Annotated in this window: 12 protein-coding genes; 5 read left to right on the top strand and 7 right to left on the bottom strand. The window is 35.7% G+C overall.

Annotation, left to right across the window (positions count from 1 at the left end; genetic code table 11):
• Positions 1 to 8: 8 nt before the first annotated feature.
• Positions 9 to 500, bottom strand: a complete 492-nt coding sequence (locus ZA07_RS13685; RefSeq protein ID WP_053972334.1) for a YkgJ family cysteine cluster protein — start codon at positions 498 to 500, stop codon at positions 9 to 11.
• A 65-nt stretch (positions 501 to 565) separates the two neighbouring features.
• Between ZA07_RS13685 and ZA07_RS13680 the strand changes: the two genes are divergently transcribed.
• A complete protein-coding gene (locus ZA07_RS13680; protein WP_053972333.1) occupies positions 566 to 1,267 on the top strand; it encodes a bifunctional 2-polyprenyl-6-hydroxyphenol methylase/3-demethylubiquinol 3-O-methyltransferase UbiG in 702 nt (233 codons plus the stop codon).
• Here the strand turns inward: ZA07_RS13680 and ZA07_RS13675 are convergent.
• Positions 1,240 to 2,877 (bottom strand): amidohydrolase, encoded by a 1,638-nt coding sequence (locus ZA07_RS13675; protein WP_053972332.1) that lies wholly within the window; start codon positions 2,875 to 2,877, stop codon positions 1,240 to 1,242. The genes ZA07_RS13680 and ZA07_RS13675 overlap by 28 nt on opposite strands.
• A 358-nt stretch (positions 2,878 to 3,235) precedes the next feature.
• Here ZA07_RS13675 and ZA07_RS13670 point away from each other — a divergent pair, with 358 nt between their 5' ends.
• Positions 3,236 to 3,739, top strand: a complete 504-nt coding sequence (locus tag ZA07_RS13670; protein ID WP_053972331.1) for a hypothetical protein — start codon at positions 3,236 to 3,238, stop codon at positions 3,737 to 3,739.
• A 134-nt stretch (positions 3,740 to 3,873) separates the two neighbouring features.
• Here ZA07_RS13670 and ZA07_RS13665 read toward each other — a convergent pair whose 3' ends face one another.
• Positions 3,874 to 5,607 carry a TonB-dependent receptor gene (locus tag ZA07_RS13665; protein ID WP_053972330.1) on the bottom strand — a complete coding sequence of 578 codons (1,734 nt, stop codon included), beginning with the start codon at positions 5,605 to 5,607 and terminating at the stop codon, positions 3,874 to 3,876.
• A 24-nt stretch (positions 5,608 to 5,631) separates the two neighbouring features.
• A complete protein-coding gene (locus ZA07_RS13660) occupies positions 5,632 to 8,658 on the bottom strand; it encodes a tetratricopeptide repeat protein (protein ID WP_053972329.1) in 3,027 nt (1,008 codons plus the stop codon).
• 197 nt (positions 8,659 to 8,855) lie between these two features.
• Here ZA07_RS13660 and ZA07_RS13655 point away from each other — a divergent pair, with 197 nt between their 5' ends.
• Complete coding sequence (locus ZA07_RS13655) at positions 8,856 to 9,548, top strand: cell division ATP-binding protein FtsE (RefSeq protein ID WP_053972328.1); 693 nt, start codon at positions 8,856 to 8,858, stop codon at positions 9,546 to 9,548.
• Positions 9,549 to 9,628: 80 nt separating this feature from the next.
• Complete coding sequence (locus ZA07_RS13650) at positions 9,629 to 10,513, top strand: glycosyltransferase (RefSeq protein ID WP_053972327.1); 885 nt, start codon at positions 9,629 to 9,631, stop codon at positions 10,511 to 10,513.
• On the opposite strand, the gene ZA07_RS13645 is transcribed toward ZA07_RS13650, so the two are convergent.
• Together ZA07_RS13645 and ZA07_RS13640 are read right to left on the bottom strand one after the other, a co-directional pair.
• Positions 10,510 to 10,920 carry an FdtA/QdtA family cupin domain-containing protein gene (locus ZA07_RS13645; protein WP_053972326.1) on the bottom strand — a complete coding sequence of 137 codons (411 nt, stop codon included), beginning with the start codon at positions 10,918 to 10,920 and terminating at the stop codon, positions 10,510 to 10,512. The two genes, ZA07_RS13650 and ZA07_RS13645, sit on opposite strands and share 4 nt — an antisense overlap.
• A 27-nt stretch (positions 10,921 to 10,947) precedes the next feature.
• The gene (locus ZA07_RS13640; RefSeq protein WP_053972325.1) at positions 10,948 to 11,772 is read right to left on the bottom strand and encodes a glycosyltransferase family 2 protein; all 825 of its coding nucleotides are present in this window, start codon (positions 11,770 to 11,772) and stop codon (positions 10,948 to 10,950) included.
• Positions 11,773 to 11,803: 31 nt separating this feature from the next.
• Between ZA07_RS13640 and ZA07_RS13635 the strand changes: the two genes are divergently transcribed.
• Entirely contained in the window at positions 11,804 to 12,946 is a 1,143-nt protein-coding gene (locus ZA07_RS13635; RefSeq protein WP_053972567.1) for a glycosyltransferase, read from the top strand.
• 5 nt (positions 12,947 to 12,951) lie between these two features.
• Here ZA07_RS13635 and ZA07_RS13630 read toward each other — a convergent pair whose 3' ends face one another.
• The gene (locus ZA07_RS13630) at positions 12,952 to 13,440 is read right to left on the bottom strand and encodes an acyltransferase (protein ID WP_231628686.1); all 489 of its coding nucleotides are present in this window, start codon (positions 13,438 to 13,440) and stop codon (positions 12,952 to 12,954) included.
• Between the last annotated feature and the right edge of the window lie 21 nt (positions 13,441 to 13,461).

Below are 13,461 nucleotides of genomic sequence, written 5' to 3'. Positions count from 1 at the left end.
TTTATCATTTACTTTATTCGCTTTTTCATTTCTTCAACAATATTAAAAGCTGCAGGACAAATGGCCACATTCTTTAAAGTCAAATTAGATATTTGCTGAAACTTTTTCCGATCGGTATGTGGATACTCTCTACAAGCCTTTGGTCTTACCTCATAAATTGAGCAATAATTATCTGCCCCCAAAAAGGTACAGGGAACCTGTTGCAGTACATAATCCTGATCTTCATCAATACGCAAATAGGTATCAATGAACTGCTGGGGTTTCATTTTGAAATGCTTTGAAATACGCTCCACATCTTTATCTGTAAACAAAGGTCCCGTGGTTTTACAGCAATTAGCACACTTCAGACAGTCCGTTCGCTCAAACTCTTCTTCATGCAATTCCTGCATGATATAATCCAGATCCTTTGGAGGCTTCTTTTTAAGCTTCTGAAAGAATGATTTATTTTCCTTATGCTTATCTTTGGCCAATTCTGGCAGATGTTTAATGACCTCTTCCATAACACAAAAATAGTGTTTTAATATACAACCTTGACAAGGCCTAAAAACCTGATTCTTTAATAACCATGAAAGATATTTTTGGACTAGCCCTTTTAGATTTTCAAAACGGAAATTATACAGAAGATTTGATTACTTGGACTAACATTTCTGACGAAGATGAACTCCCACTTCCCTATTTGTTCAGAAGCTTTAAAGACATGCCTGCTTTAGAGCAAAAGGCCTTGAAACTATCTAAAGGGACTGTTTTAGATGTGGGTTGTGGAGCAGGTAGCCATAGTCTTTACCTTCAAAAAAAGGGAATTCAGGTCAAAGCCATTGACATTTCTCCAGGAGCTGTCAAGGTTGCCAAGGCCCGAGGTGTCATCTCAGTTGAGAAATTAGATATATTGGCTGAAACCGGAACCTATGACACCATCTTATTGCTCATGAACGGAACCGGAATTTTTAAGGAACTTTCACAAGTGGCCACTTACTTGAAACATTTAAAAAGCCTATTAAAACCCAATGGACAAATCCTTATTGACTCATCAGACATTCAATATATGTATGAAGACGAAGATGGTGGTCTGTGGATAGACACGCACGCCAACTACTACGGTGAATTGGATTATTTCTTGAGCTACAAAGGACAGGAAGAAATTCCCATGACCTGGTTGTATCTGGATTTCAATACACTTTATACGGCGTGTACTGCTCTAGGTTTAACATGTGAATTGGTAGCTGAAGGTGACCATTATGACTATTTAGCCAAACTTTCACTTTCGTAAACTACCTCACCACCAATAACAGTCTGTAAAACCTTAGTCTGCGGAATCTTCGCAACTTCTTCAGTCATCAAATCTTGATCAAGAATGACAAAGTCGGCCAATTTCCCTATTTCAATACTTCCTTTTTCGTTTTCTTCAAAGTTTGAATAAGCTGCCCAAATGGTCATCCCTTTAAGTGTCTCCTCTCGACTCAAGTGGTTTTCCATTTGAAATCCTCCTTCTGGAAAACCTTTTAAATCTTGGCGTCCAACAGCAGCATAAAATGTTAAGAAGGGGTTCACTTGCTCAACAGGAAAATCGGTCCCTAAGGCTATCTTGCCATAAGCATCCAAAAGTTCTTTGTAAGCATAAGCCCCTTTAATTCGCTCCTCACCCAACCGTTCCTCTGCCCAATACATATCACTTGTTGCATGCGTAGGCTGGACAGAGGGCAAAATGTTATTGAATTTAGAAAAATCATCTGGGGCTATTACTTGGGCATGCTCCATTCTCCAACGTCTATCATTTTGTCCCTCCAGGGCCTTCTCATAGGTATTTAAAAGTAAGTGATTGGCAGAATCCCCAATGGCATGGGTATTCATCTGGAAATCAGATTTGGCTAATCGACCGGCAATTTCAGTTAATTCTGAAACTGGAGTTAATAACAACCCAAAATGATTGTCTTTATCCTGATAAGGCGCCCTCAACAAAGCACCTCTAGACCCAAGCGCTCCGTCGGCATAAACCTTAAAGGAACGTACATTAAGACGGTCTGTTTTATAAATGCCTTTGTTTAAATAAAGATCCAAATTCTTTGGACTATTAGACACCATGGCATAAACTCTTGTTTTAAGGCTTCCCTCCTTTTGCATTTGGTCAATCATATCAATAATTGCTGGTTCCAAACCTGCGTCATCCACGGTTGTCAATCCAAATTTTGAACAAATGGCTTGCGCATCCAACAAACCTTTTGAAATTTCCTTTTCGGTTGGCCGTGGCCATTGGTCTAAAACCAAACTTACCGCATTGTCAATTAAAATTCCCGTTAGCTTTCCATCCTTCACTTCAATCTCACCACCATCAACTTTGGTATTGACCGTGATCTTACCCAGGTCTAAAGCAGCTTGATTACAAATAGCTGCATGTCCATCAACACGCCTAAGTATAACTGGCATATCAGGAAATAATCTATTTAAAAGCATATTGCTTGGAAGTGTTTTATCTTCCCAGTCGGTTTCATCCCATCCTCTTGCTTCAATTTGTCGCGGTTGCGTTTGGTTATTGAAATCCAAAACCCGTTTCATGACATCATCAAAATTTCGTGTTCCTACCAGATCAACGGTTTGCTGATTCATCCCCATACCATAGAAATGGCAATGGGCATCAAATAACCCAGGAAAAACAGGTTTCCCTTTAAGATCTATGGTGTTTTGCGACTGGTATGTTTCGTTTATCTTTTTGGTGGTTCCCACATCAACAAACTTACCATCCTTGATTGCAAAAGCCTCTGCAATGGCAAAATCTTGGTTAACCGTATATACTTGGGCATTGAAAATTATGGTATCTACTTCTTCCTTATTTTGGCAGGATAGTGCCAAAATAAGAACAAACAAAAGGGCGATTTTTTTCATTGGGTTGTTAGTTTTATGGAGCATAAAAATAAAAATTATGAATGAATTGGAATTCGGTAAGGCCAAGGAATTAAATGCTCCCTACTTTCAGCAAACCTACCACTTTAATAAATTCAAACTAAAACATTAATTATAAGCAACTTAAAACATCACCTACTTTTTGGATGTTTTGTTCGAGAGTTCTCCGGGAGTTCTTCGAGAGCGCTTTTTAAAAAAGCCGTTTTCACATATAATGAACCAGAATCGAGCACCCCCAGAGTAAAGGGTCTAAAATTGCTTAATACCCCATGGGGAATTATGATAAAAGAGTATATTTGGCACATACAAAGCGTTGTAAACAAGCTTAAAAACGAAAACTATGATACATTTAATTTGGTCAATAATAAACGGAATAATTGTTATTTACTTTCTTTATCTGATTGTTGGATTTATCGCAAAAGGAAGGAAAATATTTAAACCACAATTTAAAGTTGTCTCAATCTTCATAATGGTAATTGGAATTGTTCAAATAATTTCAGCTTCAAATTCTGAGAAAAATTCAAACCGAATTTCAATAGCTAAAGATTACAACAGAAAAGGCAACGCAGCAATAAAACAAGTAAAATTGGAAGAAAATTGGACTTTTGATATAAATATGCTTTTAAAATATTCGATTGAACAAAACCAATATATCCCAATTGAAAGTAACAGTTTTTTGACTGGACTTGTGAGCGGTTATGTGTGGGAATTTAATTCGATTGACACAAGCAACTTGAACTCGAATGGAAAGGCTGAATTTATAGCCGACGGAATATTAAAGTGGAATCTTTTTGGAATCACTGTTTATAGTGAATCCAAAACATTTAATGGAACAATTGAATAAAAGCCATTTTACAACATTGTATCCTGTAAAAAGACCTAGCCCAGTTCTTTAAACAAATCTTTACAATTCTAAAAGCATACAAAAAACCGCCCATAAGGCGGTTTTTATATTAATATCATATTTTTTAAAGACTTTTAAAAATTAAACTTATAGGTCACGCCTCCCAAAACTTGAATGCCTTGAACGGGAAAGTTCATCCATCTTTGGTAGTTTTGACTCGCTAGGTTATTACCTTTTAAAAACACCGACCAACGATCATTAATGTGGTAACCTGCATGCAGGTTCAAATCAAAATAACCATCCAAAGAAACTACCGAAGACTCCATGGGCACTAAGGAATTGGCAAATACCAACTCATCCTTTCTTTCTCCAACAAAAAACATGCTCGCACCTGCAAACCAATGTTCGTCTATTTGGAAATCCCCAAACAATGAGCCTTTAAAATTAGGCAAGTTCCACGCCTCGGTTTGATCATCTGTACCATAGATAAAGTAATCGGCTTTCACTCCCACTGTAATGTTTCTATTTAAATCCACGCTCAGCTCACCTCCAATATTGAACGTATTGACATCGTCATAAACCACATTAAAGGAATTTCCGTTTTGGTAAACTTCCTCGGCGCCCACGACCAAAACTTCATTGCTTTTGAATAACGCTTTACCTCTATCGGCCATATAGCCTCCAGAAATGGTATAACTCATGGTATTGCTTACCTTTCCTCGTAACCCTACATAGGCATTATACTGCTGATCGGTCGGCATAATATTCAACGTTGGTGATATAAATGGGTTCTCTTGGGCAAAATCATAATAAGAGTTCTGGATCAAGCCTCCTTTAATTCCTCCATAAGCAATTAGTACGTCGTTTACAATACGATAGGAAGCTTCAATATTCGGGTAGATATAGAACTTGTTACCGCCATTTTCAAAGTCATTTAAATAATAGGTGCTCACCCCTAAATCAAGGGTTAAATCATCTTGAATCAATCGGTAAGAAGGCGCCAGTCCGATATTGAAATTCCCATATTTAATTTCATCGGAAGTCCAATAATTTCTATCAAAAGAACCTCCTACATAATCAAACATAATATCTGCCGTGATAGCTGCCTCACCAATAGTCACATCTCCTGAAACTTTGGCATTGAATCTATTTTCTCCAGAACCGTTATTATCTCCAAAATGCCTTAACAACACCTTCGCGGTTTTAATATATCCATCTTCAAAGCCTATATCTCCTCCTATATTCCCACCATAAAATGTGTGACTCACGCCAAGAGAACTTTGCTCAGATAGTGGTGTGAAGAATGGTTGTGGCAATCCATACCAATTATAAACTTGATGGATAAATCCAGCATCTACATTCCAAGTTAAATCCCGTAAATATCTCGAATAATTCAAATCAATTTTAGAATCATAAAAATAATGATCCAATAAGGCTTCGTCAATACCGGTTTGGGATGAATGATGGCTTACAGAAGCACCCACATGATCTGTCCTGCTTAAGGCATAATTTAAATACACATCACCTACAAGGGTTGTATAGCTTCCACCTGCTAGTGTGGCATAATTATCAAACAATTTGGCAGGGGTTGTTTTTTCCAAAGTAGCGGCTTTTCCCTTTGCTGGTGTAAACGTAGAAGCTACTGGAACTGATAAAATATTGTATTGTACATCCTTTTTGGTTGTATTGACATCGTCATCCAAATTAGGCGTTTCCTTGACCTTAAAAGCGTCTGAAATAGATGGCGTGTATGGTTTGACAACATTAATGACCCCTGTTTGTAAAGTATCATTGTCTTTATCTTGAGCCCATAGGCTCCCTACCGTTACAAATAAAAATATGTATAAAATATAAATGTGCTTGCGCATAGAATCGTTTTAAAAATGATGAAATTAATTACCTGCCTCTGGTTGAATAGATGAATTTGTTTTAGCTTGCTCTTTCTTGATTTTTGAAAGTTCGGCTTGAGCTTCCTCTACCACGTCTTCAAAATCCTTGAAATTTTCAATAACACTTTCGAGAATATAGGTTGCTTGAAAAGCATCTCCCAATTCATTGAAGTTTTTGGCCATGACAACCAAACCTTTGGCACTGTAATATTTATATCCTGAATAATCCTTAACTAATTTTTGAATGGACTCATTGGAAGCTTCATAGGCTCCTTCCTTATTTTTGAAGAAAGCATTATAAAACAATGCTTCTGCAGCAGCCTCACCTATGGCAGTTTTTTCTACTTCGGCATAAGCCGCCTTGGCTCTTTGCTCATTTCCAGTCTTTATGGCCGAACGTGCTATGATGATTTGAGCATCGCTTTTTATTTTATTATCGATACTGGTTTGGGCCAATACTTTTTCGGCATAGTTTACCGCTTCGTTATACTTATTCAGCTGGTAATTGGCCTTCATAAGGTTTGACTGTGCAAAAACAATATTCTGAGGGAAACTCGATTCGTTTTCAAGTCTTTTTAATACCGGTATGGCCTCCACCCAATTCTTTTTTTCCAAATAAATTTGGGAAACCCTAGATAATGATTCCTCGGTAAACTCACTAGGTGTTGCCTCCAGAACAAATTGGTAATGTGGTAAGGCGTTTTCGCCTAATTCCTTTTTGGTGTACAATTGCGCCAAATAGAAATGGGCCGACAAAGCATTCATTCCGCGAGGAAACTCATTAAGATACTTATTGAACTGACGGATGGCGTCATCTGTTTTGTTATCCAAGTATTTTTTCTCGGCAGATTCATAAGTCGCATTATCCAAATCGGCATCAGTAACATCCACATAATCCAAGGTTCTTACCCACGATGCATAGTCCTCAACTTTACCCATATCGATATAGATCAAACGGGCTGTCGATACAGCTTGATTTGCTTCTGGTGTACCAGGATAATCAGTTGCCACTTCCTTAAACTTCACAAGGGCATAGTCATTTTTCCCTGCATTGTAATGAATCAAACCTTGACGCAGCAACGCCTTAGGAACAAAGGCACTCATTTGATACTCGACTCTTAAGCGGTCATAAATTTTTATTGCGTTTACATCTTCTCCAGCCTTCACATAGGAATTACCCAACTCGTACATGGCATCATCCCTAAGCGGGGAATCTGGATACTTTTGAATAAAGGTTTCCATTTCAGATATTTTTTTAGAAGCATTCCCCATATAACCATAACTGATAGACTTCTGGAAAAAAGCATACCCTGGATCGACATTGTTCATAGCAATGGCTTCAGAATACGCATCGATGGCTTTGTTGTATTCACTAGAAACAAAATAGGCATCACCCAACCTTAAATAGGCATCATTTAACCTGATGTCATCACTAGGATTACTTTGAATATACTGATTGAAAAAAGATAAGGCTTGCGAATAATTTTTTTGTTTAAAATAGGTATAGCCCAAATTGTAATCAATGTTTTGGCTTTCTGGAACTGAAATTCCCGAAGACATACTCTTGAATTGCTTTAATACAATCAAAGCCTCTTCAAAATTGGATAAGTGATAATCGGTTTCTGCCTTCCAGAAGATAGCTCTTGCTGTAAAAGTTTCATCAATGGCCTCTTTGGCAGATTTTTCAAATAAGGCTTGTGCCTCTTTATAATTCCCATCATTATAAAGCTCCAATCCTCTGTAAAAGGCAACCTTCTGGTAAGCCTTTTTATTTTCAAAACTTCTTCTTCCTTCCAACAACAATAAAGCCTCTTCATAATTCTTTGAAGTGATATAAGAATCAATAAGTAAAGTTTCAACTTCTTCCCGATGTGCCGATTCTGGGTAGGATTTCAAATAGCCATCCAAAACTTGTGGAACCGATTGATACGGATTCCCTATCTCATAACTGATTTTTGCATAATTTAAAAGGGCATCTTCCTTTATTTGAGCATCATATTCCATTTGAGAGGCGTTTCTAAAAGCATTCAATGCCTCTTGCTTCTTACCTTGCTCTACATAACTTTCCCCTAAATGATAATAGGCATTCTGGGCAACGAAGTCGTTACCTCCAATGATTTTATTGAATTCAGAAATGGCTTTTTCAAAGTCATTTTGTTTATAGTAAGCATAGCCCAATTGGTAATAATCGGTATTGCTCCATTTACCACGCTTACCTTGGTATTGGGTTAGATAAGGGAGTGCCTGATCATACTGCTCTAAATTGAAATAACTTTCACCTATAATTTTATTAAGCTCTGAAACTTCATTTCTATCGCTTTTTGGAAGTTGTTCCTTTGCTAATTTGATGGCTTCTTCAAACTTCCCCAATTTGAAATTCAAATCGGCTTGATAGTAAGAAAGCTTCTCTTTGTATTTCTCATTATCTCCAACCTGCTCAAAATATTGATTGGCTTGTTGATAATCATCGCCCTGGTAGGCCATATAGCCAATATAATATTTGGCTTGAGCACCATATTTTTTAGAGTTTTCTACCTTACTCAAGTATGATTTGGCATCGTTATAATTTTTTGTAGAAAATGCTACATACCCATTATTAAAATTGAATTTTTCCCTTTCATTAATAGCTAGAGAACCCTCATCTACCTTATCATACCATTTCTTGGCATATGCATATTTGGCATTATTGAAATAATATTCTGCCACATCCACATAAGCAGTATTGCGCTTGGGACTGGTGGGGTATTCCTCCACAAATCGTTCCATTAATTGATCGGCATTCTGCTGATTTAACCTCACAGCACAATTGGCTATGTAAAAAGCGCAATCAGATTTCACCACATCTGTAGAAGCTTGATTTTTAACCTCTTTAAACAATGATTGAGCAGCCAAATATTGATCATTGTTGTACAAGGACAATGCTTTTTGGAAATCTACCAAGTCACTGGTATATGCTGCTGTTTGTTGTGAATATATATGTAGGGAAATACTTAATGTTAGAATGAAAAAAAGGATGCTTTTTCGCGTCATATAACTTGTTTTTATCACCATCAAAGATAATTTAATCTAACTTCTATAACGTAGAATTAGTAGGATAATTATAAACACATTTATTAAAGTTTTGCTTTTGTCTTCAAAGGAGAACAGACAGTCATGCTTTTTAGCTTTTGGTTTTTCTAATTTGGTTTTTAGTGATACATTTACAAATGAAAATTAAAGTTTAGCACATGTCAAATCCCGTATTAAAGTTGAAGGACGTTTCTATTTTTCAAGGAGACAATCTCGTATTATCTGATGTCAATGTAGAAGTCAACAAAGGAGATTTCGTTTATTTGATTGGTAAGACAGGAACGGGTAAAAGTAGTTTGATGAAAACTTTATATGGTGATTTACCTTTGACCAAAGGTGAAGGTCACATTGTAGATTATGACTTGAGCCAACTGAAGGAAAAAGAAATTCCTTTTTTAAGACGAAAATTGGGAGTCGTTTTTCAAGATTTCCAACTTTTATCTGATAGGACGGTAAACGGCAATTTGGAATTTGTATTGAAAGCAACAGGCTGGAAAGACAAAAAAGAAATTTCTGCTAGAATTGAAACGGTACTTGCCAAAGTTGGAATGAAAACCAAGGGTTTTAAATTCCCTCATGAACTTTCTGGGGGTGAACAACAACGTGTCGCTATCGCGCGTGCCTTATTGAATAACCCAGAACTCATTTTGGCCGATGAGCCCACTGGTAATCTAGACCCACAAACCAGTATTGAAGTGATGGAAGTGCTGCAGGATATTAACAAAAATGGTAACACCATTTTGATGGCAACCCATGATTATGCCCTGTTATTAAAATATCCCAGTAAGACACTAAAATGTGATGAAGGACAAGTTTTTGAAGTGGTTCAACGTAAGGCGTCAGCTGGTTAAAAGCATACCTTTGTTTTTGAATTTAGACCAGAGACAAATTCCTCAAGAATACGACATTTAAATTCAGATAAGATGCATTCATGCTTTCCATCTTAATCCCTACATATCATTATAATGCCTTCCCATTGGCTTCTAATGTTGTTTCTCAAGCGGAAAAGGAACAAATTCCCTTTGAGTTATTATGTATTGACGATGGCTCAAATTCTGAGTTAAATAGTGAGAATCATAAAATAAATGATTTAAAAAACAGCTCCTTCATTTCTTTGAAAGAGAATGTAGGTAGATCTTCAGTAAGGCGAATACTTGCTGAAAAAGCCAAATTTGATTGGTTACTATTTTTGGACGCAGACGTTATTCCCAAGTCCAACGACTTTTTAAAAAATTACATCCAATTAATAAATGGAGATTTTGAGGCCATATTCGGTGGATTTGCATATACAAGCAATTATGAAAGTTCGGGTAAAGAACTTCGGATTACTTTTGGAAAAAATCGTGAAGAAGTACCTGGATCAATAAGGAATAAAACGCCCTACAAAGTCATTATTTCTGCCAACTTTTTGATAAAAAGGAATATTTACACAGACGGTTTAAATATCAGTCAAGACAACCTTTACGGCATGGATTATTTATTTGGTGCCCTACTTAAAAAACATCAAATAAAAATAAAACATATTGACAATGAGGTTTATCATCTAGGAATAGATTCCAATGACCTTTTTTTAGAGAAGACCAAGAAAGCGGTAGAAACATTGGCATATTTGGTGCGCGCTGATAAAATGAAAGAACATCAGAATTCACTTTTAAAAACATATAAATTTCTAAAATCCATGCATTTTGACACTTTGTATGGTAAATTGAGTAAAATGATTAACCCCCAATTGGAGAAAAATTTGAGGGGATCCAATCCAAATTTATTTGTATTTGACTTATATCGATTAGGCTATTTGTGCCAAATTATGAATTAAACCTCTTTTGATTTCAAAAAGTTATTAAAATCCCTAATATAATCTCCCTCTTCAAACACATCTGACGCAAGTACCAAACATACAGCGCCAGAAGAAAAATTATCCAATTCTCTCCAGATACCTGTGGGTATTAGCAATCCTTTATTAGGTTTGTTGAGAGTCACACGCCTAGAGCCCATACCATCATTTAAAATCACATCAAAACTACCGCTAACCGCAATCAAAAATTCCAATTGTTCTTTATGAGCATGCCCACCTCTATAAGCGTCACTGGGGACATCATATAAGTAATACACCCGATTAATTTTAAAAGGAATGGTATCCTTTTCTATAACCGAAAGGTTCCCACGAGTATCTGCTATTTTTGGAACCTCCATTATTTTAATATCCTCAAGTGATGTTTTCATACCAAATAAAACTATTAAAAAGACAATTTATTTCTTTTCCAATCCTTTAAAATCTCTGATTCCTTTAAATCCCATGCTCACCTTATTATAAAATTCGTTGGCCTCAATCTCTCCTTTCCTCCAAACTAAATACAAATATTTCAATATCCTTACGTAACCTAAATACCCAGAATATTTATAAAATAAAGCTCCTCGAGCATAAACTATTCGATCACTACCTGCATCTTGACCCGAACTCATTTTAGGATGAGACAAAATAACTTTGGGTTGATAGTAAATTTGAAGGTTGGCAGAGAGGGCGTTCCGTAAAAAAACATATTCATTTGCGGTTTGGAAGGTTGATCCAATACCAAAATGCTCATCAAATTTAACTTCTTTATTTTTGACTGCTTTCAAAAAAAAACTAATCACTACAGAATTAGCTGTGCTTATGCTTTTTTTGTCGTGTTTGCTTTTATTTGGATAATCCCTGAACAAATTCCCCTCATCATCCTCCATTTGAAAAGTTATCATTTCTGCCCTCTCATTTTCCTGATAGGATTCTAAAATACTCTTTTCAAAATCTTTAGCATATATGACGTCGTCATCAGCAATTAAACAGATATCCCCTAAGGCATGCTTCAAGGCTAAGTTCCTGCTGGTCGGCAACCCTTTTTCAAATGTATTTACTACCCTAATTTTTTCGATTTCGGAAATCAATAAATTATCCGGTGAGGTCTGGTTAATAATTAAAATATTATAATCCTTACCTTGATTATTAATAAACATGTCATCCAAGAAGCTCAAAGAACTTCTATTCATTGTAGAAATTAGAATTTCTAAATTGAATGCTTCTATGTTTGGATTAATCATTAACAACTATATTTATGGCAAAAATAAGATAATGAAGATTCTTTTAATAGGAGAATTTAGCCGATTACATAATTCATTGAAAGAAGGTCTAATATCATTGGGCCATGAAGTTACTTTAGCAGGCACTTCTGATGGTTTTAAAAATTTCCCAGTGGATTTAGATTATGGCGTAAAAATTCTATCCAAACCAATCTTCAAACCTCTAGTCAAAGTAACACACAAGTTTTTTGGTTTTGATCTATTTGCACTTGAACCCTATTGTAGATTTAAAAGTTTTCTCCCTGATTTAAAAAACTTTGACGTGGTTCAAATCATCAATGAAAATAGCATTAAAACCACACCTACTTTAGAAAAAAAGCTTCTTCATTCCATATTCAGTAACAATAGAAAAGTATTTCTTCTTTCCTGCGGCACAGATTATATCAGTGTAAAATATGCCCATGACCAAAAGTTTAAATATTCCATTTTGACTCCTTATTTTGAAAATCCTGAATTAAAAAATTATTATCAATTTATCTTAAAAAAAATATCTAAAAAGCAATATCAATTACATCAATACATTTATAACCATATCGCAGGAGTTATTGCTTCAGACATGGATTACCACATACCTCTTTTAGGGCATCCTAAATACCTCGGCATGATTCCAAACCCCATTAACTCTGAATCAATAAAAAAAACCGAATTAGACGTATCTCATAAAATAATTATTTTTCACGGAGTTAATAGAAGCAACTATTTTAAAAAAGGAAATGACATTTTCGAAAATGCTCTCGAGCTACTAAGGGAAAAATATGCTTCCCAAATTGAAATTATTCAAACCGAAGATGTTCCTTATCAAAAGTATATTGAAAGCTACAACAAAGCTCATATCATCTTAGACCAAGTATATGCCTATGACCAAGGTTATAATGCCTTAGAAGCCATGGCTAAAGGCAAAGTAGTTTTTACTGGCGCCGAGGAAGAATGGTTAAATTACTACCAATTAGAAGAAGATACAGTTGCAATTAATGCTTTACCTGACAGCCAACTAATTTTCAAAAAATTAGAATGGTTGGTTACGCATCCAGATAAAATTTTAGAAATTTCGAAGAATGCCAGAAATTTCATAGTTAGTCATCACGATTATAAAAAAATTGCTCAAAACTATGTTGCTATATGGAATTCTAATTAAGCAAATCACTTAACTTGACCAATAACCCTTGCTGGGTTTCCTGCAATAATAACATCATTTGGAAAACTTTTGGTCACCACAGAATTTGACCCGATCACAGAATTCGCTCCAATAACAACACCTTTTAGAATAGTCACATCATTACCTATAAATACATTTCTATCAATGATTACTTCTTGTGGGCTAGGATCTGTTTGGTTTCTTTTTTCAGCATTCAAATCGTGAAAGTTACTATCTGTTATCTTACAATTCAACCCAATAAGTACGTGGTCATTTATGGTAATTCTCTTTTCTGAAACTGCTGAAAAATTGTTGTTAACACTAATATTGTTACCAAAAACAACCTTTGCTTCCTTGTCTCTTGCTTCTAAATAGGCATAACTATTATGATAAAAAGGCGAATTCACCACGCCCATTTGTACATTTTCTCCTATGATGATTTCTCCCTGACCTCTGAAGACAACAGGATACTTACCCTTAAATCTTCCCGACACAAACTTATTGTTGGACCAAAA

The organism is Mangrovimonas sp. ST2L15, from assembly GCF_001280515.1.
Taxonomy (GTDB): Bacteria; Bacteroidota; Bacteroidia; order Flavobacteriales; family Flavobacteriaceae; genus Mangrovimonas; species Mangrovimonas futianensis.
The sequence above is the reverse complement of the archived record's forward strand: the minus strand, read 5'-3'. Positions and strand labels throughout refer to the sequence as shown.